This window comes from Nonlabens xylanidelens (assembly GCF_002934445.1).
Taxonomy (GTDB): Bacteria; Bacteroidota; Bacteroidia; order Flavobacteriales; family Flavobacteriaceae; genus Nonlabens; species Nonlabens xylanidelens.
Window position 1 is genome coordinate 24,951 of sequence record NZ_PTJE01000001.1, and the last position, 25,775, is coordinate 50,725.

The 25,775-nt window shown below is 35.0% G+C and carries 26 protein-coding genes; 13 read left to right on the plus strand and 13 right to left on the minus strand.

Features of this window, described 5'->3' with window-relative positions; translation table 11 throughout:
- Nucleotides 1-50: 50 nt before the first annotated feature.
- Both LY01_RS00130 and trkA read right to left on the minus strand, forming a co-directional pair.
- Nucleotides 51-1,556 (minus strand): TrkH family potassium uptake protein, encoded by a 1,506-nt coding sequence (locus LY01_RS00130; protein WP_104513793.1) that lies wholly within the window; start codon nucleotides 1,554-1,556, stop codon nucleotides 51-53.
- Entirely contained in the window at nucleotides 1,556-2,905 is a 1,350-nt protein-coding gene (gene trkA, locus LY01_RS00135) for a Trk system potassium transporter TrkA (protein WP_104513794.1), read from the minus strand. Before trkA ends, LY01_RS00130 begins: the two co-directional genes overlap by 1 nt.
- A gap of 161 nt (nucleotides 2,906-3,066) precedes the next feature.
- Here trkA and ubiE point away from each other — a divergent pair, with 161 nt between their 5' ends.
- Together ubiE and porT are read left to right on the plus strand one after the other, a co-directional pair.
- On the plus strand, nucleotides 3,067-3,801 hold the full coding sequence (gene ubiE / locus LY01_RS00140; protein ID WP_104513795.1) for a bifunctional demethylmenaquinone methyltransferase/2-methoxy-6-polyprenyl-1,4-benzoquinol methylase UbiE: 735 nt from the start codon (nucleotides 3,067-3,069) through the stop codon (nucleotides 3,799-3,801).
- Nucleotide 3,802: 1 nt separating this feature from the next.
- Nucleotides 3,803-4,504 (plus strand): type IX secretion/gliding motility protein PorT/SprT, encoded by a 702-nt coding sequence (gene porT / locus LY01_RS00145; RefSeq protein WP_104513796.1) that lies wholly within the window; start codon nucleotides 3,803-3,805, stop codon nucleotides 4,502-4,504.
- Here the strand turns inward: porT and LY01_RS00150 are convergent.
- A complete protein-coding gene (locus tag LY01_RS00150) occupies nucleotides 4,491-5,219 on the minus strand; it encodes a TrmH family RNA methyltransferase (RefSeq protein WP_104513797.1) in 729 nt (242 codons plus the stop codon). The genes porT and LY01_RS00150 overlap by 14 nt on opposite strands.
- Nucleotides 5,220-5,247: 28 nt before the next feature.
- Between LY01_RS00150 and tamL the strand changes: the two genes are divergently transcribed.
- From tamL to LY01_RS00170, 4 genes are all read left to right on the plus strand, one after another.
- Nucleotides 5,248-7,800 carry a translocation and assembly module lipoprotein TamL gene (tamL, locus tag LY01_RS00155; RefSeq protein ID WP_104513798.1) on the plus strand — a complete coding sequence of 851 codons (2,553 nt, stop codon included), beginning with the start codon at nucleotides 5,248-5,250 and terminating at the stop codon, nucleotides 7,798-7,800.
- A gap of 56 nt (nucleotides 7,801-7,856) precedes the next feature.
- Nucleotides 7,857-8,924 carry a class II fructose-bisphosphate aldolase gene (fbaA, locus tag LY01_RS00160; protein ID WP_104513799.1) on the plus strand — a complete coding sequence of 356 codons (1,068 nt, stop codon included), beginning with the start codon at nucleotides 7,857-7,859 and terminating at the stop codon, nucleotides 8,922-8,924.
- Between the two features lie 115 nt (nucleotides 8,925-9,039).
- Entirely contained in the window at nucleotides 9,040-9,903 is an 864-nt protein-coding gene (accD, locus tag LY01_RS00165) for an acetyl-CoA carboxylase, carboxyltransferase subunit beta (RefSeq protein WP_104513800.1), read from the plus strand.
- Between the two features lie 210 nt (nucleotides 9,904-10,113).
- Nucleotides 10,114-11,076, plus strand: a complete 963-nt coding sequence (locus LY01_RS00170) for a YpdA family putative bacillithiol disulfide reductase (RefSeq protein ID WP_104513801.1) — start codon at nucleotides 10,114-10,116, stop codon at nucleotides 11,074-11,076.
- 156 nt (nucleotides 11,077-11,232) lie between these two features.
- On the opposite strand, the gene LY01_RS00175 is transcribed toward LY01_RS00170, so the two are convergent.
- Both LY01_RS00175 and LY01_RS00180 read right to left on the minus strand, forming a co-directional pair.
- Nucleotides 11,233-12,861: a 4Fe-4S binding protein gene (locus LY01_RS00175; RefSeq protein WP_104513802.1), complete on the minus strand. Its 1,629-nt coding sequence runs from the start codon at nucleotides 12,859-12,861 to the stop codon at nucleotides 11,233-11,235.
- Between the two features lie 30 nt (nucleotides 12,862-12,891).
- Nucleotides 12,892-14,232, minus strand: a complete 1,341-nt coding sequence (locus LY01_RS00180; protein ID WP_104513803.1) for an NAD(P)/FAD-dependent oxidoreductase — start codon at nucleotides 14,230-14,232, stop codon at nucleotides 12,892-12,894.
- 376 nt (nucleotides 14,233-14,608) lie between these two features.
- On the opposite strand from LY01_RS00180, the gene LY01_RS00185 reads away from it, so the two are divergent.
- From LY01_RS00185 to LY01_RS00195, 3 genes are read left to right on the plus strand one after another with little or no spacing between them, the layout of a single operon-like run.
- Nucleotides 14,609-15,613, plus strand: coding sequence for a glycoside hydrolase family 113 (locus LY01_RS00185; protein ID WP_104513804.1), 1,005 nt, complete (start codon nucleotides 14,609-14,611; stop codon nucleotides 15,611-15,613).
- Nucleotides 15,614-15,640: 27 nt separating this feature from the next.
- Nucleotides 15,641-17,308 (plus strand): M1 family metallopeptidase, encoded by a 1,668-nt coding sequence (locus LY01_RS00190; RefSeq protein ID WP_104513805.1) that lies wholly within the window; start codon nucleotides 15,641-15,643, stop codon nucleotides 17,306-17,308.
- Between the two features lies 1 nt (nucleotide 17,309).
- Nucleotides 17,310-17,696 (plus strand): RDD family protein, encoded by a 387-nt coding sequence (locus tag LY01_RS00195; RefSeq protein ID WP_104513806.1) that lies wholly within the window; start codon nucleotides 17,310-17,312, stop codon nucleotides 17,694-17,696.
- Here LY01_RS00195 and LY01_RS00200 read toward each other — a convergent pair.
- The 6 genes from LY01_RS00200 to LY01_RS00220 all read right to left on the minus strand — a co-directional run bounded on the left by LY01_RS00200 (nucleotide 17,685) and on the right by LY01_RS00220 (nucleotide 21,350).
- The gene (locus tag LY01_RS00200; RefSeq protein WP_104513807.1) at nucleotides 17,685-18,623 is read right to left on the minus strand and encodes a TIGR01777 family oxidoreductase; all 939 of its coding nucleotides are present in this window, start codon (nucleotides 18,621-18,623) and stop codon (nucleotides 17,685-17,687) included. The genes LY01_RS00195 and LY01_RS00200 overlap by 12 nt on opposite strands.
- 10 nt (nucleotides 18,624-18,633) lie before the next feature.
- Nucleotides 18,634-19,020: a hypothetical protein gene (locus tag LY01_RS15200; protein WP_211289250.1), complete on the minus strand. Its 387-nt coding sequence runs from the start codon at nucleotides 19,018-19,020 to the stop codon at nucleotides 18,634-18,636.
- A 48-nt stretch (nucleotides 19,021-19,068) separates the two neighbouring features.
- On the minus strand, nucleotides 19,069-19,461 hold the full coding sequence (locus tag LY01_RS15205; RefSeq protein WP_211289251.1) for a hypothetical protein: 393 nt from the start codon (nucleotides 19,459-19,461) through the stop codon (nucleotides 19,069-19,071).
- Nucleotides 19,462-19,486: 25 nt separating this feature from the next.
- Entirely contained in the window at nucleotides 19,487-20,365 is an 879-nt protein-coding gene (locus LY01_RS00210; protein ID WP_104513808.1) for an SAM-dependent methyltransferase, read from the minus strand.
- Nucleotides 20,366-20,411: 46 nt separating this feature from the next.
- The gene (locus LY01_RS14975; protein WP_146080348.1) at nucleotides 20,412-20,618 is read right to left on the minus strand and encodes a hypothetical protein; all 207 of its coding nucleotides are present in this window, start codon (nucleotides 20,616-20,618) and stop codon (nucleotides 20,412-20,414) included.
- A 225-nt stretch (nucleotides 20,619-20,843) separates the two neighbouring features.
- On the minus strand, nucleotides 20,844-21,350 hold the full coding sequence (locus tag LY01_RS00220) for a GbsR/MarR family transcriptional regulator (protein ID WP_104513810.1): 507 nt from the start codon (nucleotides 21,348-21,350) through the stop codon (nucleotides 20,844-20,846).
- Between the two features lie 106 nt (nucleotides 21,351-21,456).
- On the opposite strand from LY01_RS00220, the gene LY01_RS00225 reads away from it, so the two are divergent.
- Nucleotides 21,457-21,864, plus strand: coding sequence for a BLUF domain-containing protein (locus tag LY01_RS00225; RefSeq protein WP_104513811.1), 408 nt, complete (start codon nucleotides 21,457-21,459; stop codon nucleotides 21,862-21,864).
- Nucleotides 21,865-22,306: 442 nt separating this feature from the next.
- Here LY01_RS00225 and LY01_RS00230 read toward each other — a convergent pair whose 3' ends face one another.
- Nucleotides 22,307-22,816, minus strand: a complete 510-nt coding sequence (locus tag LY01_RS00230) for an endonuclease V (RefSeq protein ID WP_104513812.1) — start codon at nucleotides 22,814-22,816, stop codon at nucleotides 22,307-22,309.
- On the minus strand, nucleotides 22,813-23,178 hold the full coding sequence (locus LY01_RS00235; RefSeq protein ID WP_104513813.1) for a hypothetical protein: 366 nt from the start codon (nucleotides 23,176-23,178) through the stop codon (nucleotides 22,813-22,815). Before LY01_RS00235 ends, LY01_RS00230 begins: the two co-directional genes overlap by 4 nt.
- A gap of 406 nt (nucleotides 23,179-23,584) precedes the next feature.
- On the opposite strand from LY01_RS00235, the gene LY01_RS00240 reads away from it, so the two are divergent.
- From LY01_RS00240 to LY01_RS00250, 3 genes are all read left to right on the plus strand, one after another.
- Nucleotides 23,585-24,238 (plus strand): HD domain-containing protein, encoded by a 654-nt coding sequence (locus tag LY01_RS00240; RefSeq protein WP_104513814.1) that lies wholly within the window; start codon nucleotides 23,585-23,587, stop codon nucleotides 24,236-24,238.
- 42 nt (nucleotides 24,239-24,280) lie between these two features.
- The gene (locus LY01_RS00245) at nucleotides 24,281-25,087 is read left to right on the plus strand and encodes a tRNA pseudouridine synthase A (protein ID WP_104513815.1); all 807 of its coding nucleotides are present in this window, start codon (nucleotides 24,281-24,283) and stop codon (nucleotides 25,085-25,087) included.
- 80 nt (nucleotides 25,088-25,167) lie between these two features.
- Nucleotides 25,168-25,773 (plus strand): DUF2911 domain-containing protein, encoded by a 606-nt coding sequence (locus LY01_RS00250; RefSeq protein WP_104513816.1) that lies wholly within the window; start codon nucleotides 25,168-25,170, stop codon nucleotides 25,771-25,773.
- The last annotated feature ends 2 nt before the right edge of the window (nucleotides 25,774-25,775 follow it).

Below are 25,775 nucleotides of genomic sequence, written 5' to 3' on the forward strand. Positions count from 1 at the left end.
GGTTGATTAGAATTATCTAATCAACCTTTTTTTTATCATTATTTTAGTTTCTACCTATTCCTCCAGAAGAAAGGAGTTAACAATATCAAGACAGTAAAGAGCTCTAATCTACCGATAAGCATCAAGAAACTACACCACCATTTACCTAGTTGTGGCAATCCGGCAAAATTATCTACTGGAGAGAGGTCTCCAAATGCTGGACCTACATTACCTAGCGTACTTAACGCACCACCTATAGCGGTATCAAAATCTAGTCCGAGAGCAGCAAGCACAATCGCACCGACTATAAAGGAAAGCATATAAAGAATAAAGAATCCTAGCACATTAAAAACAATACCACTCTGTAATGCTCTACCATTATATCGCACAGGTAATATTGCATTAGGATGTAATGTTCTTTTAAATTCCATAATACCATTACGTATTAATATAATGTGTCGCACTACTTTAACACCACCAGACGTAGATCCTGCACTACCACCTAAAAAGAACAAACCAAAAAACATAATGGTAAGAAATGGAGTCCACAAAGTATAGTCTGCCGTAACAAAACCTGTCGTGGTCATTACTGCAAGTACCTGAAATGTACTGTGTCTAAAAGCACTCTCCATCTCACCCAATACCATAGGATGATCTATGGAAGATATGGAAGGGTCTGCATATAAATAGATTAATGTGCCTCCCAAAACAGAAAAACCAACCACAAAACTGGTATACCATTTAAACTCAGTATCTCGCCACACCTTGCTGAATTTACCCTTAAAAGCAAAGTAACTTAGTACGAAGTTAGCTCCAGCTATAAACATAAAGATTATGATAATCCACTGTATAGCTGGATTATCATTCCAGTAAGCTGTACTCGCATTTTTTGTAGAGAAACCTCCTGTAGACAGCGTACTCAATGCATGGTTAATAGCATCAAACCAGCCCATACCTGCTATTTTAAGAAGTACGGTTTCTATAGCTGTAAAACCTACATAAATAAGCCATAGTCTTTTTGCAGTATCTGTTATACGTGGATGCAATTTATCTGCGCTAGGTCCAGGAGCTTCGGCAGCAAATAGCTGCATACCGCCTATTCCTAATAATGGCAATATGGCAACTGCTAGAACTATAATTCCCATACCTCCTATCCAGTGAGTCATACTACGCCAGAATAATATTCCTTTAGGTAAAATCTCTATATCATTAACCACACTGGCACCAGTAGTTGTAAAACCACTCATAGTTTCAAAAAATGCGTCAGTATAATTAGGTATTGAACCTGTAAACATATAAGGCATCGTCCCGGCAAAAGCCATGATCAACCAACCAAGTGTCACAATTAAATACCCTTCTTTTTTACGCAATTCCTTTACATGATTGCGAGTTAAGTACATCAAGATAGCTCCTATAGAAACTGCAACACCAGATGCTGCTAGAATATCAAATCCTTCACTCTCTCTATAAATAGCACTTACCAAGGCAGACACAGACATGAAACCACCGTTAAAAACCAGTAGTAGTCCCATGATAAAGACTATAATTTTATAATTAAGTTTAGTAATTCTAGTCATTATAAAAACAGTTTTTCTACCTTAGTAATAGAACGTGGCAAACAACAAACTACCACTCTATCACCAGCCTCTATCTTAAAGCTACCTAAAACTATATTACCTATTCCCTGTCTTATTACACCACCTATAATAGCACTTCTAGGTACACCGGCATTGGCAATAGTTTTACCACAAACAGCACTTTCTGGCTGTACGATAAATTCTAGTAGCTCTGCATTCATGTTGTTGAGCTTAGTCATTGCAACTACCTCACCTTTACGTACGTATCTAAAAATATTATTGGCTGCAAGTAATTTTTTATTAATCAGTGTATCTATTCCTATACTGTGAGATAATTGAAAATAATCCATGTTCTCTACTAGAGATATAGTTTTCTTCACACTTTTACTCTTTGCCATAAGACAAGAGATAATATTAGTCTCACTATTACCTGTCACGGCTATAAATGCATCCATTTCATGAATGTTTTCTTCTTGGAGCAACTCTACGTTACGTCCGTCGCCATTTAAAACAAGAACTTCAGGTAGAGCGTCTGCTAGGTCAAATGCCTTTTTTGCATCGTTCTCTATCAACTTTACGTTAATCCCTGCTTTAGAAAGTTGTTGTGCCGTTTGCTTACCTATATTACTACCGCCTAAAATCATCACATTGCGCATGGCATGTTTAGTCTTACCAGTTAACTTATATAGTTCTTCTACACCACCTGCTGTGGTAATAAAATACACTTGATCTCCTTCTTTAAACTGTGTATCACCTCGAGGTATTAACGTGTATTGGGTACCAAATCTTTGTATAGCAATAGGCATAAAATGAATCTCTGGAAAAATCTCACCAGCTTGTTGCACTGTTTTACCTACAAATTGTGCCGTACGTTGCAGGTTAACACCTACCATAGTTAGAGCGCCGTCCTCAAATTCATAACTATCATTAAACGCACTTTGATTGAGCAGTAATTCTATCTCTTTACTCGCCAGTGCCTCTGGAGATATCAACTCATCAATACCAAAACCAGAAAAACCTATAGCATCTTGATGCTCTAGAAACTCTGTATTTGTAATACGAGCAACGGTGCGTTTTGCACCTAATTGTTTGGCCAGTACACAAATAGTAATATTAGTCGTCTCGCTACTAGTAACAGCTATTACCAGATCTGCCTCGTCTACTCTAGAATCTTGAAGAATTTTTATAGAGGTAGAATCGCCTCGTACCACCCTAATATCTAGGTGAGTATCAGCATAATGTAAATTATCCTGTTCTGGATCTATTAATGTAATATTCTGTGACTCGTAGGATAACAGCTTGGCTAGGTGAAAACCTACCTCACCAGCACCTGCAATAATGATTTTCATACAATCGTTTCTGTAGTGTCCCAAAGATACTGTTATGTGATCTATAATTTAAAAAAAGCTTGATTTTTAACGGTTTTATGGATGTTTATCTCGCTTTCGCGAAAGCGGAATAGCAATAACCTCAACGCGCTGCATTATCTTTGCTATCTAAATTAAAGCTCGTGTCTGAAGAAGTAAAGCCATATAACGGAGAAGATTCTGGAAAAAAAGAACAGGTTACCAAAATGTTTGACACCATAAGTGGTGAATATGATGGACTAAATAGAATGATATCTTTAGGCCTGGATCAAAAATGGAGAGATAACGTTGTTAAAATGATAGCTGCTCATAAGCCACAAGTGATTATGGACATCGCTACCGGTACTGGCGACCTAGTCATTAAAATGGCGCAACAAACCGATGCAAAAAGATTAATAGGACTCGATATTTCTAGCGGTATGTTAGAAGTAGGAAAGGTTAAGGTAAAAGAAGAAAATCTAGATAGCCGCATAGAAATGGTATTAGGAGATTCTGAAAACCTACAGTTTGAAGATAATTCTATAGATGCCGTTACCGTTTCTTATGGAGTACGTAATTTTGAAGATCTGGAAAAAGGACTGGGTGAAATATTAAGAGTTTTAAAACCTGGTGGTATTCTAGTGGTGCTAGAAACTAGTGTCCCTACAAAGTTTCCATTTAAACAAGGGTATTATTTTTACTCAGGCATTATCGTACCTACCTTAGGTAAATTGTTTTCTAAGGATAAAATCGCTTATGGATATTTATCAGAAAGCGCTTCTAAATTTCCATATGGAGAGCGTTTCAACAATATTTTAAAGAAAGTAGGGTTTAAAGAGGTAGAAAACGAGTTACAATTTCATGGTGCATCTACCATTTATAAAGCAGTAAAAGCATAATATGAGACAGGTTATAGTCATCATTATTTTAGCACTAGGTTTTCAAACCGCTAGTGCTCAATTATTTTCAAAAGAAAAAATTAAAAACCTAGAAAACTTTGACAAGCAATTTCTTACTTGGGGTTACTATTTAGGTTTTAACTCTTATGATTATAAATTTGATTATAACGAGATTACCGAAGAGATCGTTACAGAATCTAGTGCCGGTTTTAATGTAGGTCTTATAGGTGACATGCGCATTAATGAATACATTAACTTAAGACTGGAACCAGGTATCGTGTTTGCTACAAGAAATCTAACCTTTCCAGACGCATCACTTACTACTGCTGCTCAAATGGAGCGTGAGGTTACTTCTACGTACATACACATACCATTATTAGTTAAGTTTTCTACTAAAAGATTAAATAACTGGAAACCCTTTGTTGTTGCTGGAGCATCATGGTCCAATAACTTATCAAGTAATTTTGATAATCCAGATGACAATAGTTCTGGACAGTTTAGACAGACGTCTAGTGTTCTTAACTATGAACTAGGTATAGGATTTGATCTATACTTATATTACTTTAAGTTTTCACCATCGATAAGAGGTGTATTTGCTATAGAAGACGAACTAGTACGCGACGCAGATCCTAACAGTCCGTGGACTGGAAACATAGACAGCATGCAGACTAGAGGTATTTTTATCAACTTTACATTCCAGTAGTACGCAACCACTCGCCTAGTATAAGAGATGTTGCCATGGCTACATTGAGACTTTCAGTTTCTTGAACTTTTCCATATTGTGGTATACTGATAGAGTTTCCTATTTTAAGAATAGCATCACTTACACCAGCAGACTCATTTCCCATGACTATAATACCTTCTTCTGGTAATGTACTGGTATAAATATTTTCCCCATTCATTGCCGTAGGATATATAGGTAGCAAAGACTGTTTTAAATAGTCATGCAAGTCAGTATAATGAACTTGTACTCTAGCAAGAGAAGCCATGCTTGCTTGCACACATTTAGAATTATAAACGTCTACCGTTTCTTTACTGCACACGATATCTGAAATCCCAAACCAGTCTGCTAGTCTAATAATAGTACCTAAATTACCTGGGTCCTTAATATCATCTAGCGCTATTACTTTACCCACTTGAGGCAATTCTAACTTCTTATTCATTTTAAAAACGGCCAGATAACCTGGTGGAGTCTTTAAACTAGAGATAGAATTCATGTCTTTTTCACTAATTGTTACTGGATCTAATCCATCTAAGTGATTATTTCCTGAAGTTATGAGAATATCTTCTACAATAAGACCAGAATTAACTAGTTCTCTTATAGATTTGTATCCTTCAACAATAAAAAGCTGGTGCTCTTCTCGAGTTTTTTTTCTGCTGAGAGATTTGATAAGCTTTAACTTACTTTTGGTAATCATTTATAATCGTATTTTTGAATATTGTACTATGGGAAAATCGGGACTTCATGCAAAAATAGGCTTATTTATATTGCTTATTATTTTATTGGTTTCTTGCAATGCAATTAAACGAGTACCTGATGGTAAGCAACTGCTTACTAAAAACACGATTCTAGTTGATAGTCTGTCACCTAAAGACCCAAGAGTACTTACTCTACCTACACTACAGCCCAATCAAAAACTTCTTAATTATCCATTAAGGCTCCATATTTACAACCTTGCACGACCTCATAGAGATTCCATTTACTTAAAATGGATGCAGGATAATCCTAAAGGCTTAAAAAGACGTAATGCTATACTTTCAGAAAAGCAAACCATGGAATTAGGTCAAAGTCTTGTTAATTTTAATAATTGGCTTAAAAGAACTGGAGAAGCGCCTAGCTTAATTGATAAAACAGCTATTGAGAAATCAAAAGAAAGATTAAGAGCATGGTACTGGAATCAAGGATGGTTCAATACAGAGGTAGATCATAAAATCATAGATTCTAAAGATGATAAAAAGGCTCGTATTGAATATTATGTAAATAGGCACACCCCTTATCTTATCGATAGTCTCAATACTCAAATCGCAACACCTGTTATTGACTCTTTATACCAACTGGTCGATTCTGAAAGTATTCTTAAAAAAGGTGAGCAATATTACACTCCAGATATAAATGCCGAGAAGGACCGATTGAATACATATTTCCGTAATAATGGAGTCTATTATATGGAAAAAGATAATATAAGATTTGAGGGAGATACGGTAAACACTAAAAATAAAGCAAACATCACTCTTATTATTAAAGATAGAGAAGTGCAGGACGCTGACTCTACAATAAGTCTTCCTTATAAGATTCATAAAATAAGTGAGGTTAATATTATACCAGATTATCAAAACGCGATAAGTAACAAAGAGGCAGATACACTGGCTTATGAAGATTACAACATATTACGTTTTGGCGAGCGCAAGTACAAAAAATCTACCTTAACAGATGCCATATTTATTCACAAAGGCGATCTTTATAAAGACATAGATAGAGATAGAACATATAGGAGAATCACAGAGCTACAAAGTTTTCAATATCCTACCATAAGATATATTGAAGACCCTAGAGACTCAACAGGTACTGATCTTATAGCAAATGTGTTACTTACGTCAAAGAAAAAGTTTGAATTCACTTATGGAGTAGAAGCAACACATAGTAATATACAGGCTATAGGTGTAGGTCTTAACACATCTCTTTTAATTAGAAATTTATTTAGAGGTAGTGAGCTTTTGGACATTTCTTTTAGAGGTAATATAGGTGCGAGTACCAATGCTGCTAATGGCGATTCAAGATTTTTTGACTTACAAGAATTAGGAGCAGATGCTAAGCTTAGTTTCCCTAGATTATTTTTACCCTTTAATGTAGATAACTTGATACCTAAGTACATGTCACCATCTACTAATTTTTCTCTAGGATATTTCAGTCAGACCAATATAGGACTCGATAAACAGAGCTTAAATGGAGCACTTACTTATAACTGGAGACAGACTGAGATAAAAAGTACTAGATTAGATTTAATCAATGCTCAGTATGTGCGCAACCTAGATCCTGGTAACTTTTTTAATGTCTACCAAAGTAGTTACAGCAGTATTAATGATATAGCTAGCGACCTTAACCTTACCGATCCTATTTATGTTAATGACTCTGGTAATCTTACCATACCAGATGGTACTACGGCCTTCATTAACAATTCCCTAAATGGAAGCCTATCTGTAAGTGATGATCAAAGAGAACAAATAAGAAACGTAAGAGAACGTAGAGACAGGTTATCACAAAATAACCTGATCGTATCTACCAGTTATAGCTGGACTCGTAACAATAGAGAGGGAATTTATGATGACGACTTCTCGAGATTCAACTTTAGAATAGAAGGCGCCGGTAATGTACTTTCTGGTATTTCTAGTCTTGCTGGAATAGATAAAAATGAAAACAATAGAAGGCGTGTTTTTGGTGTAGAATACAGTCAGTATGTAAAGACAGAGATTGACTACATTAAACACTGGCAATATGTAAACAATCATGTTTTTGCCATAAGAGCCTTCGGTGGTATTGCCATTCCATATGGTAATTCTGATAACATACCATTCATAAGATCTTTCTTTGCAGGTGGACCTAATGATAATAGAGCGTGGCAAGCCTATGAATTAGGACCAGGTAAAACAGGCGGATTAAATGATTTTAATGAGGCTAATATGAAAATAGCCCTCAATGCAGAATATCGATTCCCTATTTCTGGAGCCTTTAAAGGTGCCGTATTTGCAGACATAGGTAACATCTATAACGTTCTAGATAGTGAAGAAGATCCTGACGCCATTTTTAATGATATAAGCGACCTAGAATACCTAGCACTAGGTACAGGTGCTGGATTACGATATGACTTCGGTTTTTTTGTGTTGAGATTTGACATGGGCTTTAAAACCTACAACCCTGCACTAGAAGAAGATAGAAGATGGTTTAAAGAATTTAAAATTTCAAAATCTGTTCTTAACGTAGGTATTAATTATCCGTTCTAGAATCTGAAAATAGGCGTTTATTTTTGCTTATTTTTGCTATTCCAAGAATAAAAATTATGAGTCACAATATAAAACCAGGTGTTGCCACTGGCGACCAAGTACAAGAGATTTTTAATCATGCAAAAGCAAATGGATATGCACTTCCTGCTGTTAATGTTGTAGGATCTAACACGGTAAACTCTGTGATGGAGACCGCTGCAGAGTTAAACTCTCCAGTAATTATTCAGTTCTCTAATGGAGGTAGTGTATTTAATGCTGGTAAAGGTTTAAATAATGACAACCATAGAGCTGCTATTTTAGGTGGTATTGCAGGTGCCGAGCATGTTCACAGACTAGCTGAAGCATATGGAGCTAGTGTAATTCTTCATACCGACCACTGTGCAAAGAAATTACTTCCTTGGATAGATGGTTTATTAGATGCTAGTGAGGCACGCTTTCGCGAAAGCGGAAAAAGTTTATACTCTTCACACATGATAGACTTGAGTGAAGAACCTCTAGAAGAAAACATAGAAATATGTAAAAGATATCTAGAAAGAATGTCTAAAATGGACATGACTCTAGAAATAGAATTAGGTATTACCGGTGGTGAAGAAGATGGTGTTGATAATAGCGATGTAGATGAGTCTAAATTATACACACAACCAGAAGAGGTAGCCTATGCTTATGAAGAGCTTATGAAGGTGAGCGATAAATTTACTATCGCCGCAGCATTTGGTAACGTTCATGGTGTATACAAGCCTGGTAATGTAAAACTTACTCCTAAAATTCTTAAGAATTCTCAAGAATTTATCTCTAAGAAATATAACGTAGAGCATAATCACATCGATTTTGTATTCCACGGTGGTTCTGGTTCTACACTAGAGGAAATAAGAGAAGCTATAGGTTACGGTGTTGTAAAAATGAATATTGACACAGATCTTCAATGGGCATTTTCTGACGGTGTAAAGAAATACATGGATGCTAACAACGATTTCCTACTTTCTCAAATAGGAAACCCTAATGGAGCAGACCTTCCTAATAAAAAATATTATGACCCACGTAAATGGTTGCGTCATGGAGAAGAGTCTTTTAAAGCTAGACTAAAACAAGCTTTTGAAGATTTAAATAATATCAATACATTATAATAACTGTTTCTACTTTTTACGATAAGTATTCTGTAATTATACTGGTAGAAACATTAAAAACAATAAGTGATTTAGGTAATATTCCTTACTTCAACACTTAATTTAGAACTAGAATATGGCTTGGTTTAAAAGAGATAAAAAAGGTATTACCACACCTACAGAGGCAAAGAAGGACACTCCTAGAGGTTTGTGGTATAAGTCACCTACTGGTAAAGTAGTAGACACAGATCAACTTAAAAATAATTTTTACGTTAGTCCAGAAGATGGTTATCACGTAAGAATAGGAAGTAATGAATACTTTGAAATTTTATTTGACAACAATGAGTTCAAAGAATTGAACCCTAACATTGTTTCAAAAGATCCATTAAAATTTGAGGACACTAAGAAATACACAGACCGTGTAGAGGCAGCTCAAAAGAAAACAGGTCTTAAAGACGCTGTGCGCACTGCTGTAGGTAAATCAAAAGGAAACGACCTAGTTGTAGCCTGTATGGATTTTGCCTTCATAGGTGGTTCTATGGGTAGTGTAGTAGGAGAAAAAATTGCTCGCGCTGCAGACTACTCTCTTAAGAACAATATTCCATTCATGATTATTTCAAAATCTGGTGGTGCCCGTATGATGGAAGCTGCATTATCATTAATGCAACTTGCAAAAACTAGTGCAAAACTTGCTCAATTAAGTGACGCTGGTATTCCTTATGTTTCTTTATGTACAGATCCAACTACTGGTGGTACAACAGCATCATTTGCTATGTTAGGAGACATTAACATTGGAGAACCAGGTGCATTAATTGCTTTTGCAGGTCCACGTGTAGTAAGAGATACTACAGGAAAAGAATTACCAGAAGGTTTTCAAACCGCAGAGTTTCTTCTTGAAAAAGGTTTCTTAGACTTTATCTGTCCTAGACATGAATTAAAGGACAAAGTAAACCTTTACCTTAATTTGATATTAAATAGAAAAGTAGAGATAAGCGCATAATACGGTGTCTTCTTTTTTAAAAGATAAATCGTCTTGAGAAACTAACTTATTCTCAAGACGATTTTTTTATGCATTAAAAATAAAATTCTCAAGTTGACCCCAACAATTCTGCTGGATTCTATTTCTCATATCCCATTTAAACGCAATAATTAACAATCATTAATCTTTTCTTAAGAGCATTATTCTACAGTAAAATTAACTTTGAAGCTTATGAAAAATGGAAAGTTATTTGACGTTATCATCATAGGTGCTGGACCTATAGGTATTAATTGTGCACTAGAAGCAAAGAAGAAAAAATTATCTTATCTAGTCATAGAAAAAGGACCACTAGTAAACTCACTATATAATTATCCTGCAAACATGCAGTTCTTTTCTACAAGTGAGAAACTAGAACTGGACAACATTCCATTTATTTCTAAAGACCCTAAACCTAGTAAGCAAGAAGCTCTAGAATACTATAGACGCATTGCTGTATCTAACGGCTTAAACATTAATTTGTTTGAAAAAGTACTTTCTGTAGATCAAATTAAAAACTTTAAAGTCACAACAGACACATGTTCTTATCACGCAAAGAACATTATCGTCTCTACAGGGTTTTATGACCTACCTAATAAAATGAACGTAAAGGGAGAAGAACTCCCTAAACTAACTCATTATTATAACGACCCACACTTATATGCATTTCAAAATGTAGCTGTTATAGGGGCAAGTAATAGTGCTGTAGATGCTGCTTTAGAAATATATAGAAAAGGAGGTCATGTAACTATGATTATACGTGGAGACTCTATAGGAGACCGAGTTAAATACTGGGTAAAGCCCGATATAGAAAATCGCATTAAAGAAGGTTCTATAAAAGCTTATTACAACAGTGAAGTAAAAGAAATACTAGAAGATAATATTGTTATTAATCACGGAGGTAAAATCATTAAAATAGAAAATGACTTTGTAGTTGCACTTACTGGCTACCGACCTGATTTTAGCTTCTTAAAATCTATCGGAGTAGAACTAGTCGGAGAAAAACAAATACCCACCTATGATGATATCACTATGGAGACTAATGTGAAGGGGCTTTTTCTAGCAGGTGTTATTTGTGGTGGTCTGGAAACTCATAAATGGTTTATTGAAAATAGCCGTGTGCATGCTTCTCAAATCATGGACACTATCGCTCCATAACAACAATCCTATTTTATTAAAAGCAAAAACACCTTATCTAACCATCACGGCTGGATAAGGTGTTTTAAATTGAAAGCAAATCAATTATAGTCTTTTTCTTTATTTGAAAAAGGATATGTGTTCCGCTTTCGCGAAAGCGGAACACACCACTAACTATTATTTTCCTTTATTAAGTAAGTCCATTAAATCAACATCATTACCCAGCAATACTTCTGTAGGATTGATACGTCCATCTTCAGGACCATTTTCTAGTTTCAATACACCACGAGGACATACCGCACTACACACACCACAACCTACACAACTAGCTCTTACAATGTTTTCTCCTTTTTGTGCATAAGCTCTTACATCGATACCTTGCTCACAGTAGGTAGAACAGTTACCACATGAGATACACTGACCACCGTTAGTAGTAATTCTAAAACGAGATTTAAAACGTTGTACAAGCCCTAAATAAGCAGCTAGTGGACAACCGAAACGACACCATACACGGTTACCAAAAATAGGATAGAAACCAGTACCGATAACTCCTGCAAACCATGCTCCTATCAATACACTATAAGCATCTTTAATCCAGTCTGCTGGAATACCTAGTAAAGAATTTGCACCTGTAAAATAAGCATAAAGTGTTACTATGGTCATTACTAGAGAGAATACTAAAACCGAGTGAATTAACCAGCGTTCTAGTTTCCATGAAATTAATTTCTTACTAGAATTCTGTCTATATGGATCTCCTAGTGTTTCTGCTAGTCCACCACATCCACATACCCAACTACAGTACCATCTTTTACCAAAGAAGTATACCATAACCGGTACAATAATTACTGTTAGAACGATACCCCATACTAGTATAAATAAACCTATCGCACCACTATCTAGTAAACTATCCAGATTCCATGAGAAGAAGAAATCATAATCTAGCGGAAATGCATTTTTAAAATCATATGCTGGCATTTGCAAGCTGGTCATTATTTCAGGAATTAAGAATGCTAGCACAATCTGAAAAAACAATACAGATGTCGTCCTTAATACTTGATATTTATTATGACGGTATTTGATATACATTCTCACAGCCATTACAGACATAAGAACACAGTAAAGGAAACCGTAAACAAACCACTGGCTCGCCTCATTACCACTTAAGAATAAACTGATAGGATCTACTATAAACGTCCAGTTTACCACATAGTCTGCCATGAAGTAGAGTGTGATATAAAATAATACTAGATATACCAGTACTAACCATGCTATCCAACCACGGCTAGTGGCAGCACTGTGATAAATACCGTTATTCTTAATTCCTTTTCTACCTAATAGTTGTAATTGCGGTGCTATAAACATAAGCGCACCTAGAATACCTAACCCAAAAGTTAGGAACCACATTAGGCCTTTGTTCTCTACCACAAAGCCTATTGCAGACTTTTTAGCTAGAGAAAAACTCATCGCACGGAAATCCTTCTCGTTAATTCTATACTGATACTGTTTCCCTTTATTATCCCAGTCCTTTGCGGCATCATACTTTGCAATAAGCGCATCATAATGCACATTGTTTTTTTCTAATGCACCTCGCACACTGCTGGAGAATTCAAAAATCCCCATAGGTCCTTTAGAGACCACGTCTTCATTTAATTCTTTAATTATAAACTCATTTGCTATTCCTTTAGACTCCAGAAATGAGTTAAGCTGCTCTTTTTGAAGATCAAAAGAACCTGCAAAAATAGATCCTGTAAAAATGGTTAGTCCTATTAAAAAAATGACTAATCCTATATGGTGTATTGCTTTCATAAAGCTGTGATTATTTGAGATTGTGTTTAATTAAGCAAAAATGCGTTTCCAGCTTTTTTTAACCGGTTTAATTTGTTTTCCCCTTTCTTGATTATAATGTGAGATGATCGCATCTTCATGCTTAGAATAAAATTCAGGATCAAAATTGGCATCTTTAAGATAAGCCATTACATCATCTACTTTACGGTTTTCAGTTAACCAGCGATCAAATATCTCGTGACGCATTCTTATACCAAAGGTGTTGATACCTAAAAACTCGTCTGTATCTTTATGATATGATACTGTTACACATATATTCTCTACAGGATGTCTCCAGTGAAATTGATCTTCAAATTCTGGTTTTCTAGAACCACTTACCCATCCATAAGTTTGATATTCGACATCCATAAACTTAGCACTATTAAACCAGTGTCCAGGATTATACTCTGTCGCATTACCACATATAGTTTGTGCTAGCGCCTCACCCATCATACGGCCTGTATACCATACGGCCTCAATAGGTCTACGTCTACCTATTCCCTCGCGTTGCTCTGCACAGTCACCTATGGCATAAACATCTTTAACACTAGTCTCGAGCAATCTATTTACCATGACACCACGACCTAATTCTATATCAGAATTTTTTAAGAAACTTACATTAGGCGACACACCAGCCGTTAGACCAACTACATCACACTCTATAATTTCACCTGTTTCTTGGATTTTAATTGCTTTACACTTCCCGTTTCCATCGTCTATAATTTCTTCTAGATTTTGTTCTAATCGTAAATCAATACCATTTGCAAGAATCTCTTCATTTACTAGAGCACTTTCTCCAGCCGGTAAAACACCGTTCCAGAAACTGTTTTCTCTTACTAAAAAGGTAACCGGTATATGACGTGAGTGTAGCATCTCTGCCATCTCTATTCCTATTAAACCACCACCTACTATTACAGCACGTTTACACACCTTATTATTAGGCGCATTTTTTTCTAATTTTTCTAGATCTTGCTTGTGATACATACCTTGCACGCCGTCTAAATCCTGACCTGGCCAGCCAAATTTATTAGGAATACTACCGGTAGCTATAATCAACTTATCAAAGCTCATAGACTGACCGTCATTAAATTGTATGCTTTTATTTGCACCAGAAACACTTTCTACCCAAGCGCTTTTTAACTCGATGCGGTTCTTTTTCCAAAACCAACTCTCATACGGTTGTGTATGCTCAAATTTCATATGCCCCATGTAGACATACATTAATGCTGTGCGAGAAAAAAAGTAATCTGTCTCTCCAGAAATGATTGTGATGCGCTTATCAGAATTTTTCCTGATATGCCTTGCTACCGTGACTCCTGCGACACCGTTTCCTATTATAACTATATGTTCCATGGCTTGATTATTAAAAATGACAAATCAACTATTTTCTTTATATTAGAAATAATCACATACCACACTTCGCATAGTACATTATTCCCTAAACATTATATTAAGAAAATATTGACGTTTCTAATTTACACAATAATCCGTAATACATATCACATTTTAATAACAAGGGTATGTTTAAAAGTTCCGCTTTCGCGAAAGCGAGTTAAAAACAATCTTATACACTCTTAAAACAAGCTGGCAAGAAAATTGATATTTCCTACATATTCAAACTCAAAGCTAAAATTGTATTAATTAAATTGTTTTTACCAAAAAAAAGAAGATTATTGTAGCTACAACTATATATTAATTCTTTTACGGTAGCTTCTCAACACTTCTATTTATGAAATTTTATTTGCCCTTATTTCTATTGATCAGCACGTTTTCTTGCCTATCTCAAAACACTAGTAAAACAAAGATTAACGGTATATCATTTGTCGCAACTCGAGACACCGTTAAAGAATCTTCTATAACACCGTTAAAAAAGTATCATGCAAATTATGCTGCGGTAATCCCATATGCCTGGATGAGAAGTCTAGAAGAGCCTCTAGTTGTTTTTAATGAAAGAGAAGGCTGGTGGGGTGAAAAATCACATGGTGTTTCTGTAACGTCTAAGCACATGAAAAACCAAGATTTAAAGGTTCTTTTAAAACCTCAATTATGGATAGGTCGCGGACAGTACACAGGTCATATAAATTTAAAGACCGATGCCGAATGGAAGATTCTAGAAGATAGTTACACAGCGTACATCATGAGATTTGCCCAGGTTGCTGCTCAAGAAAATATAAGTATGTTTTGTATAGGTACTGAATTAGACTCTTTTGTAAAAGCAAGACCAGATTACTGGCAAAAACTAATTAAAGAAATACGTAAAATCTACAAGGGTAAACTTACTTATGCTGGTAACTGGGATAGTTATAAATATGTTTCTTTTTGGGATCAGTTAGACTATATAGGAGTAGATGCTTATTTCCCTATGAGTGAAGAAAAAACACCTGACCATAATACCATCACTAACAGTTGGAAAAAATGGAAAAAAGAACTTAAAGATGTTTCAGATAAATACAACAAACAAATTCTTTTTACTGAATACGGTTATATAAGTGCCGATTATGCAGGTAAAGAGCCGTGGGCAAATGCTGGTGAAGACAAAGCTGTGAATCAAGAAGCACAACATATACTACTAGAAGGTCTATATAATAATGTATGGCATGAAAACTGGATGGCTGGCGGCTTTTTATGGAAACACCATCCTGTAAAAGGCAGACGTAGTCTTGAAAAAAGATTTACTACGCAAGATAAAAAAGCACAAAAAACCGTGCATGCCGCTTACAGCAAACAGTATTAATAGTTAGTGTATTTCAACATCTTCTTTATGAGTTTTAACAAGTATCCATTTATAGTATTTCTATTTATTCTGTTCAGTGCAAGTTCTTTGAGTACAGCGCAATTACTACACGACAAAGATCAATTTACAAGACAAGATTCTTTACGTGGCTCTATTACTCCAGAACGTGCCTGGTGGGATATTACCTATTATAATCTAGATGTAACTGTACTACCAGAAGATAAATTCATTTACGGTTCTAATACCATAACTTATAAAGTGCTAGAACCATATCAGGTTATGCAAATAGACCTGCAAGAGCCTATGTACATTACTATGGTGACACAAAATGGTAAAGAACTAGAAGTAAAACATGAAGGAAATGCTCATTTTATCACCCTACAAGAAAACCAAACTACTGGTTCTAAGAATCAAATAAAAATAGACTTTGAAGGGCATCCACGTGAGGCTAGAAATGCGCCATGGGATGGTGGTTTTTCTTGGAGAAAAGATAGCAATGGAAAAGATTTTATCGCCACCTCTAATCAAGGTCTAGGTGCTAGTGTGTGGTGGCCATGTAAAGATCATATGTATCAAGAAGTAGATGGCATGACTATCTCTGTAAATGCTCCTGCAGGATTGATGAATGTATCTAATGGACGTTTAACCGGTACAGAATTAAAACCAGACGGTAGTTCTACCTACACATGGGAAGTAAGAAATCCTATCAACAATTATGGTGTGAATATAAACATAGGTGATTATGTAAACTTCTCTGAAGTATATCAAGGAGAGGCTGGCCCGCTGGATATGAATTACTATGTTTTACGTGATAACCTAGATAAAGCCAAAAAACAATTCAAGGACGCTCCTAAAATGATGAAAGCCTTTGAACACTGGTTCGGGCCCTACCCATTTTATGCAGATAGCTATAAACTAGTAGAAGTGCCTTATCTAGGTATGGAACATCAAAGCTCTGTAACCTATGGTAACAGATATGTAAATGGCTATCTAGGTAGTGATCTTTCTGGTAGCGGTTGGGGAATGAAATTTGACTTTATCATCATACATGAATCTGGTCATGAATGGTTTGCAAATAACATTACAAATAAGGATATAGCAGACATGTGGATTCATGAAAGCTTTACCTCATATTCAGAAAACCTGTTTGTCGACTATTATTATGGTAAAGAAGCGAGCGCAGCCTATGTAATAGGCACACGCCGCAAGGTGATGAATGACAAACCTTTGATAGGTAAATATGATGTTAATAATGAAGGCTCTGGAGACATGTATTACAAAGGCGCCAACTTTTTACATACTCTGAGACAGATTACTAATGATGACGAAAAATGGAGACAGATCTTGCGTGGTCTTAATTTTGAATTCTATCATAAAACAGTAACCACCGCACAAATAGAAAATTATATTTCTGATCAAATGGAAATGGATTTAAATCCTGTTTTTAATCAATACTTGCGTGATACTCGCATTCCTAAATTAGAATATTCTATCAAAAAAAGAAACCTGCACTACCGCTGGGTAGATGTAGTAGAAGGTTTTGAAATGCCTATTCAAGTATTGATCGATGGAGAAAAAACTTGGATCACTCCTACTTCAAAGATTCAAAAAATGAAGTTACCTTCTAAGAAATCAGAATTTGAAGTTATAGAAGATTTTTATGTGAAGTATAAGAAAAGGAGTAAATTGAGCTAATATGAATTATGCCAGCCTTTCCGATAGAATCAAAGCTTTTACAATTGATCAAATACTACTCATAGTCACTATGTTTATTACCTCAGAATTACTTTCTAATTTTGAAAATGTACCTACGTCACTAAGGATGCTATTATTTATATCCTTCTTCTTTTTGTATGAACCTATATGTATATCCTTTTTTAAAGGAACCATAGGACAGCAGTATATAAATATTAAAGTAGAAAAGGATAACGATCAAGGAACAGCAGTCAACTTTTTTCTAGTTATTATAAGAACCTTACTAAAATATTCTCTAGGTTGGATCTCTCTATTAACTATAAGTAGTAGCCCAAAGAAACAAGCTATTCATGATTCCATAGTAAAATCTATAGTGCTAAGAAACTAATTCTTTCAAACAATCCTCTACAGTCTCATAATCAAACTTAAAACCAGCATCTAACAATCGTTGCGGATATACATACCTACTTTTCATTAACAATTCAGATTCTGATCCTATAATCGCGCTGCCCAATTCTACGAGCCATTTAGACTGTGATATACCAAAAGGAACAGACAACTCTTTCCTTAAAATACCCATGAATTCATTATTTGGTCTAGGCTGTGGCGCAGTGACATTTACAGATCCTGATAATTGAGATGAGAATAAAAAGTCGATTGCTTTACAAAAATCATTAATATGAATCCAGCTTATAAATTGGTTTCCATTTCCTTGTTTGCCACCCATTCCTAATCTAGTAATGGTTTTCAACTTAGGAAAAGCACCACCATCTTTACCCATGACTATAGAACTACGTATGGCTATTTTACGCACATTTTCTATGGTGGTTGAGTAGAATTCCTTCTCCCATGATTTGGCAATGTTCATCGAGAAATCATCTCCTATCACACCAGTTTCTTCTGTATTAATAGTCGTTTCAGAATGTACATAAATGGTCGCTGTACTAGAATTTATAAATACTTTTGGCTTATCTACCGCTTGTTCCATTGCTAGATTTAATACTCGTGTACTGTCTATACGAGAACTTAAAATCGCCGCTTTATTTTTATCGGTATAACGACAGTCCACCGATTTTCCTGCTAGATTTATTAACGCGGTAGCACCTTCTAGATGCTCGGTCCACTCTCCTAGATCTTTACCGTTCCAGTAAGTTGTTTTTGGGTCTCGCTTTCGCGAAAGCGTAACTACAACAAACCCTTTCTCCTCAAAATAATTCTTGAGAGCCATTCCTAAAAAACCGGTTCCACCAGCGATAACTATTTTTTTCATAAGAATAGAGCCTATCTCTAGCCCTTTCCAGAGGAAAGGGAACAAGAATAGTTTTTTAATTAAACAATGTAAGAATGATAATTAATACTACACAGCGGAAAGATAACCAAGAAACGGTAGGTAAATAACCCAATTTCATATTACCACAACGCCTTATATGTTCCAATAACATCACTCCTACTACGAGCATAAAGTAACCTATATAAAGGAATGGGTGCAATTCTATAAATTGCTGTAGTAGTAATATGGGCAACAATAAAATTCCACCTAATGTAGACACGGCACTCATGTTACCTAAATAATCCCAACTGTTTTTGCGTGACCATAAGGTAATCATCACACCTTGCCATACTACCTGACCAAAACAGATCATATATTCTACATACCAAGGAGTTTGAAATCCGAAATAATCAGTAATTTGATACGTATAAGAGTTGAGCACTAATCCAGTAAATATCGCCGTAAAAAAGATGAATAATGTACGGTAGAATTAGTTAAAGTCTGGCTCGCAGATTCTATCTTCTACAGGGCTCCTTTTATTTCCAGCAATGACTTTTCTATTGTAGGTAATGAATTTATACAACTGTTTTAGTGGAAAGTAGATGAAAGGAAACTTCAAAGGTTTCTTGATCCAGCTTTTCTCTTGCGAGAAAAGCTCAATCATAGAATCCAGTCCATAGATGGTTGTGCCCGTAACTGTATCGTGCAGCGCTACTTCATTTTGTGCACGATGCATATCGATGGTTGCGGTAAGATCCTGACCTACTAATTGATAAGGACTTATAGTATCGCTGTCTACCATGCCCAGTTTAGTAAATGTATTGCCGTACACCACACACATAGGACAGTTTTTATCGATGAGTAATTTGTGGTTTGAGATCATTGTAGTTAATTTAAATTGAGCTGAATTACCCTTTAGTAGCCGTAATCAAGTAATATCCAAAGCTTTTCATATGTAAGCCAGATAAAAGTGCATAGAAAGAACCTTTTAGGTTATGTAAACTTTCTTTTTTAAATGTTCTTTTGTTGAATAACTCTTTAATTACAAAACCAGCAATAGCAAATGGCACGTGTAGTACTGATGGTGCTACTCTAAAAGATACATCTTCTACTTTTACATTCTTAAAACCTACTTTTTCAAGATTGAATTTATAATTATTGATGTTTTCTAATTGATCTAAATCCCAGTGATTACATAGTTTATTGTATGCAAATCGCCCACCTGAGCATAATTGTTGATGATTTTTCTTTAAAAATGCATCTGCAATAACAAGTCGTCCACCTGGTTTAAGAATTCTATGCGCTTCTCTTAATGAAGTAATAGAATGTCCACCATGACAAAAGCTTTCTATCGCGAGAGCCGCATCAAAACTATTAGAATCAAAAGAGGTGTTATTATAGTTTTGTAATTCAATTGAAGTATTATAAGGCTCTAGTAGTTGATTCCCTAGGTCAACTTGATATTTTGATAAGGTTACACCGGTAGCTTTTAAATCAGAATTGCGAGAAAGTGCATAGCGCATGGAGTTCCCGACACCACATCCTAAATCGATCATCGTTTTGTCACCTTTTAAGACATGTAATCTTTTTAGCACTTGGTTATTCATTTCATTGAGCATGGTATCTCTTTTTAACAAAGAAGTGCTATTAAAGCTATAGTAACCAAAATGCATATTAAAATCCTTACTCCAAAATTCATAATCCTGAGTAGCCTCATCGTATAAATCTACGGTAGTGATTTCCTTTTCATTTGATTCCAACTGAGTTGATAGGTTGATTGATTCCATATTTTTAAATTTTGATAAATTGAAAAAGAATTTTTGGTTCTATTATCTAACCTTGAGTAAGAAAAATTTGTTTACGACCGACACTACTATTGTATGAAATGAATATGAAGTAAAAAGCTGTCAAACCAGATAATATCATACCTATTGAAAAAGCATTCATGTCTTGATGGTGGTTAAATTCAAGCATATCATTAAATAACATAAAAAAGAATGTTACTATAAATAAGGATAGAAGTAAATGAGAAATTGTCATCCAACGTACTGTTTTAGAGATTTTGTTATAACGAGTTAATAAATAGACACTAGATACGACTTGAAATAGTCCAAGAAGCATCATAAATAACATACCAAATGGAGGAATTAGAAATAATACTAGGTTAGTAATTAAAACATACTTATTAATTTTAAACAAAAGTCTCATAATTTATAGTTTTAGAACTTTCAATAAAAACTGAAAGTTTGATTTAAATAAAAAAAGCTAAGAGATCGCTTTGATCAGCTTTTTCATGTAGTTATTGTTATTAATTTTAGTCATTAAGTTGGTTAAATTTTCCATCTGGCTTACAAAATCAGCTAGGTCAGACAGTAAAGATTGAAAGTGTTTTACATCTTCTTCTTTCCCTTCTAAAGTTGCTGCTTTAAGCTCGTTTAAAAGTCGTCTTACTGGTTCCAGTTCCCTGCGTTTGCGCTCTTCCATGATGTTTTGTGAAATAGTATGCACATCGTGCAACGCTACAAAAAACTCTTTGCGCTCTCCTAAAACTGTTTCTTTACGCACTAGTCTCCAGTTAATTAATTCACGTACGTTGGTATTGACATTCCCTCTACTCAACTGTACTTGCTCCATGATCTCGTCTGCACTTAATCCTTCAGGATAAGAAAGCAATAGTGCATGGATTTGTGCCATGGACTTAGATATTCCCCAAGAGCTTCCTAAAGAACCCCATGCCTGAATAAATTTTGATCTTCCTTCTTCTAATTTCATACGCCAAATATACAACTACTTTTTAAACTTTCAATAATTTCTGAAAGTTTTATTTTGAAAACATTCATTTATTTCAAAAGTTGTAAATTACCCTAAGAAATAATTTATGAAATGTATTTGTTACATAAGCATATTTGCAGACGACATCAATAAGTCTGTTATTAATGAATTAATAAAAAAAATAGCTAGTAACAATAAAAAAAATAACATTACTGGAATCTTAATTATAAGAAACAAGCACTTTTTTCAAATTATAGAAGGTGAAAATCATCAAATCGATAAACTCTACAAGACTATTTCTAATGATAAAAGACATCATAATATCATTAAACTTTTAGAAAACGAATTGTTAGATCGGTTATTTACCGCTTACAATTCTGGTGAGTTTGAAATATTCCAAAAAAACAAAAATTTTGATAAGCTATTAACCTATTATCGTTGGATAAGAAATGCTAATTACCTGCCTGCCGATCAACTCATCAGTCTATCAAAAAAATTCATTGGACATCATTAAGCATCGCTTCACTTATCTAACGATAAATTTAGCACAGTATAAGGTTACTTGAAATTCTCCTTCTTTTAAAATCCCTAATATCCCGTCGCCCGCATCTATTGATGCGTGTGTACTAAAAGCGCATTTGCAATGCGCAAATCTGATTTAAAGTTAAAAGAATCAATGTAAGGCATTACAAATGCCATAAAAATATCAAACGCATTGCAAATGCGCTCGACGTGGGATCTCATCCTCATTTACCACTGTGGCAAGTGTAGGATAAAATCTATCTACTAAAACAGGTGTGCTATTACTGGGCATATCGTTAATCTTATTACTTTGTTCTCTTTATTTTTTTACTCTACTACTTTTTAATATTGAAATGATCATTATATCTCATTGTTCCATTCTTTTTCTTGATATCACTTTCGCGAAAGCGAATCTATAATCAATAATATTCACTCTACTCATCACTACTTTTGGTCAAAGAATCTACTTTTTTCAATATTGTTGGGATTCTATAATCTCCTTTCATAATTTGTATTTGCCTTGCAGCTATCTCTTTATCAACACCTACAGCTGATACATATAAAGGATTTTTACTATTTCCTCTAATCACCTCTATTACAGTTTCTTTATTACTATAAAAACCTCTTTTTGCCACTCCTATGACTGGAGTTTTCTTTTTTAATTGTTCCCATAAATAACCACCTAATCCATAATTTTTATCATTATCTACGTATACATGACCATCGACTATTATTGCCTCTATTTTCTCAAACTCTACTCTTTCAATTATTTTTAAGATTCCTGGCAGCTCTCTTTTGTAAAATTCACCAGGTACGTAAGGTTCTACATTCTCTAATTGCTCAATAATAATTTCTATTGCCTCTTTATCTTCCCATTCACATAGTATCCCAACCGCTTTTGCAGAGTCATCTTCTTTATAATGCAAGTCAACAACTAAAATCATTCTTCTAAAGCAGGATTAGGGTGTTTCACAATACGTAGTTTATTACCTTCTTCATCATAATCTACATGGTATGTGAGAACTCCTTGCTCATCCCATTTTTTCGAAAATTTGTAAATCCCTCCATTTCTAACATAATACTCAACTCTTTTATTACCGTTCAAATAATATTCAACTTTTCTTCCCTCTTCATATCCATCAAAGACTTCCCATTCAAAATCTAAGATTTGAGTACCTGGATGGTATCCATAGATAATTCCAGTAAAAGGCAAGCCATTATAAAAAATACGTCCTCCTCCAGAAGGTGTTACTTCTGCCATCATGTCCAGAAGTGGCTCATTAGTCTCAATATCTACTCTTATCATAATATTTATTTAATCAAACTTAATTATAAAGGTTACTTCCACGTCGCGCGCATCTGTTGATGCGTGTGCACTAAAAGCGCATTTGCAATGCGCAAATCTGTTTGAAAGTTAAGAAAAATGCCTCAAGCATTGCAAATGCCATAAAAATATCAAACGCATTATAAATGCGCTCGACGTGTAAGGCATTGTAAATGTCATGAAATATCAAACACATTATAAATGCTCTCGACGTAGAACATTTTCTTTGTACCAGGCATAGTCAAAATCGGTTAATCGTTCCAGCGTTTCTCTTTCTGCTTTTGTCATATAGTAAAGCTAGGTATTCTTCTTTAGGTTAACAAATTCTATTCTTTATTTCAAGGGTTGTTTTGTTCTCGCTTTCGCGAAAGCGTGCTACCTTTACCTCATGACACAGCAACAAGTTATAGAGAGTACGGTAGAATTTGTAAAAACACAATTACAAGGAGCCGAAGGTGGACATGACTGGTTCCACATAGAACGTGTGTGGAGAAATGCAAAGTTGATTGCTCAAAATGAAGATTGCGATAAAGGCATTGTAGAATTAGGGGCACTATTACACGACATAGCCGACTCAAAATTTCACGACGGAGATGAAACCGTAGGGCCGCGCGTTGCAAGAGAGTTTCTTACATCTCTAGAATTACCAGAAGAGGTCATAGTCCATGTAGAAAATATAATCAAATACATATCTTATAAAGGTGGTCACCAGAGTAAAGATTTTACTAGTAAAGAACTAGATATAGTACAAGATGCAGACAGACTGGACGCACTAGGTGCGATAGGAATAGCACGTAGTTTAAATTACGGAGGTTTTAAAAATAGAGCCATTTATGACCCCAATATTGCTCCAGACTTAAACATGACTAAGGAACAGTATAAAAAAAGCACGGCACCTACTATCAATCATTTTTATGAAAAATTACTTCTCTTAAAAGATTTAATGAATACAGATTCTGGTAAAGAAATAGCACAAAAACGTCATGATTACATGCAAGGCTTTTTAGATCAATTTCATGCAGAGTGGAACGGAGAACTATAAATGGTCTTTTAACTTTGTACTTTTACCTTCTTAATCTATTTCATGAATCCAGGACCTTTTGCACAACATAGAAGACAGTTTTTTCTGATAAAAATGCAGTATCTGGGATTTAGATTTCACGGCTGGCAGAAACAACCCAACAACATACCTACCGTAGAGCACATGGTAACTAGAACCTTGCGATATGTTCTAGATCATTCTAATTTTAAAATTCTCGCGGCAGGAAGAACAGATGCAAAGGTATCTGTTAATGAAGCGTGGATAGAGCTTTTTCTAGATGCTAGTGAAGAACTAGAAATGGAGCAGTTTCTAATAGATTTTAATCAGAATTTACCCAGTGACATAAGAGCGCTAGCGGTTCAAAAAACAGATAAGAATTTTAATGTAATACAGGCTCCTAAAGTAAAGGAGTACATCTACCTTTTCTCTCATGGGGAGAAATTCCATCCCTTTTGTGCTTCTATGATGGTGTACATGAAAGAATCGCTAGACATCGATATAATGATGCAAGCGGCTAGACTTTTTGAAGGCACTCATGATTTCTGGTCTTACACTTATAAACCTACAGAGACTACCATTACTACTTCTACTATAGAAAGTTGTTTTATAGAAAAGAATGAGCTTTTTACCGCAAATTTCTTTCCCGAGGAGAGCTTTGTTTTTAGAGTAAAAGGAGAAGGTTTTAAGCGTCATCAAGTACGTTTAATGGTAGGAATGCTATTTGACTTAGGTATGCACAAACTCACGCTAGATGAGTTTAAGGAAACTCTAGAGGGCAGTAAAAAAATACATTTATCTCACATAGCACCGCCTAGTGGTTTAATGCTCTATAAAACAGAGCTCAAGTAAATCTTAATTCTTATAGAAGTGTTAAAGTGATGTTTTCGTGATAAGTAGTCTCTATTTTTAGAGCTCATAAAAACACAATCATGAAAAAATACATTTTATTGCTAGCTGTGGTACTTTCTAGTAGTACTCTTTTTGCACAAGATCTTACAAAATTAAAATTAGACAAGAGTCCTATGGATGCTGCGTTCTTTCCTTCTGGAGCGGCACACCGTGCGTTTGCAAAAACTGATGAAGCTAAAATGGCTGCAGAGCCTAAAATTAGAGTTCTTTATGGACGTCCAGCTCTTAATGGCCGTAACGTTTTTAGAACTACTGAGAACAAAAAAGATGGTATTACTCAATATGGTAAATCATGGAGACTAGGAGCAAATGAAAGTACAGAGCTACTTTTAATGACAGACGCTATGATAGGTGGTAAACTAGTTAAGGCTGGTCGTTACTCTATAGTAGTAACGCCTACTGAAAAAGAATGGACATTCCACATCAATACTGAAAATGATGGATGGGGTAACTATTCTCATAAAGCAAATCTAGATGTAGTAACGGTTTCTGTTCCTGTTACTAACGATGGTAAAAGTCTAGAGCAATTAAGTATTGCACTTTATTCTCCAAAAAAGGATAACACAGTACATTTAAAAGCTGGATGGGGAACTTACAGAGCTGAGCTTCCTATTGTTTTAAAGTAATT

Excerpts from the sequence above, each read along its gene's own strand:
- LY01_RS00130 (WP_104513793.1), bottom strand. The coding sequence starts at position 1,556 with ATGACTAGAATTACTAAACTTAATTATAAAATTATAGTCTTTATCATG.
- trkA (WP_104513794.1), bottom strand. The coding sequence starts at position 2,905 with ATGAAAATCATTATTGCAGGTGCTGGTGAGGTAGGTTTTCACCTAGCC.
- porT (WP_104513796.1), top strand. The coding sequence starts at position 3,803 with ATGAGACAGGTTATAGTCATCATTATTTTAGCACTAGGTTTTCAAACC.
- LY01_RS00150 (WP_104513797.1), bottom strand. The coding sequence starts at position 5,219 with ATGATTACCAAAAGTAAGTTAAAGCTTATCAAATCTCTCAGCAGAAAA.
- tamL (WP_104513798.1), top strand. The coding sequence starts at position 5,248 with ATGGGAAAATCGGGACTTCATGCAAAAATAGGCTTATTTATATTGCTT.
- fbaA (WP_104513799.1), top strand. The coding sequence starts at position 7,857 with ATGAGTCACAATATAAAACCAGGTGTTGCCACTGGCGACCAAGTACAA.
- accD (WP_104513800.1), top strand. The coding sequence starts at position 9,040 with ATGGCTTGGTTTAAAAGAGATAAAAAAGGTATTACCACACCTACAGAG.
- LY01_RS00170 (WP_104513801.1), top strand. The coding sequence starts at position 10,114 with ATGAAAAATGGAAAGTTATTTGACGTTATCATCATAGGTGCTGGACCT.
- LY01_RS00175 (WP_104513802.1), bottom strand. The coding sequence starts at position 12,861 with ATGAAAGCAATACACCATATAGGATTAGTCATTTTTTTAATAGGACTA.
- LY01_RS00180 (WP_104513803.1), bottom strand. The coding sequence starts at position 14,232 with ATGGAACATATAGTTATAATAGGAAACGGTGTCGCAGGAGTCACGGTA.
- LY01_RS00185 (WP_104513804.1), top strand. The coding sequence starts at position 14,609 with ATGAAATTTTATTTGCCCTTATTTCTATTGATCAGCACGTTTTCTTGC.
- LY01_RS00190 (WP_104513805.1), top strand. The coding sequence starts at position 15,641 with ATGAGTTTTAACAAGTATCCATTTATAGTATTTCTATTTATTCTGTTC.
- LY01_RS00195 (WP_104513806.1), top strand. The coding sequence starts at position 17,310 with ATGAATTATGCCAGCCTTTCCGATAGAATCAAAGCTTTTACAATTGAT.
- LY01_RS15205 (WP_211289251.1), bottom strand. The coding sequence starts at position 19,461 with ATGATCTCAAACCACAAATTACTCATCGATAAAAACTGTCCTATGTGT.
- LY01_RS00210 (WP_104513808.1), bottom strand. The coding sequence starts at position 20,365 with ATGGAATCAATCAACCTATCAACTCAGTTGGAATCAAATGAAAAGGAA.
- LY01_RS14975 (WP_146080348.1), bottom strand. The coding sequence starts at position 20,618 with ATGACAATTTCTCATTTACTTCTATCCTTATTTATAGTAACATTCTTT.
- LY01_RS00220 (WP_104513810.1), bottom strand. The coding sequence starts at position 21,350 with ATGAAATTAGAAGAAGGAAGATCAAAATTTATTCAGGCATGGGGTTCT.
- LY01_RS00225 (WP_104513811.1), top strand. The coding sequence starts at position 21,457 with ATGAAATGTATTTGTTACATAAGCATATTTGCAGACGACATCAATAAG.
- LY01_RS00230 (WP_104513812.1), bottom strand. The coding sequence starts at position 22,816 with ATGATTTTAGTTGTTGACTTGCATTATAAAGAAGATGACTCTGCAAAA.
- LY01_RS00235 (WP_104513813.1), bottom strand. The coding sequence starts at position 23,178 with ATGATAAGAGTAGATATTGAGACTAATGAGCCACTTCTGGACATGATG.
- LY01_RS00240 (WP_104513814.1), top strand. The coding sequence starts at position 23,585 with ATGACACAGCAACAAGTTATAGAGAGTACGGTAGAATTTGTAAAAACA.
- LY01_RS00245 (WP_104513815.1), top strand. The coding sequence starts at position 24,281 with ATGAATCCAGGACCTTTTGCACAACATAGAAGACAGTTTTTTCTGATA.
- LY01_RS00250 (WP_104513816.1), top strand. The coding sequence starts at position 25,168 with ATGAAAAAATACATTTTATTGCTAGCTGTGGTACTTTCTAGTAGTACT.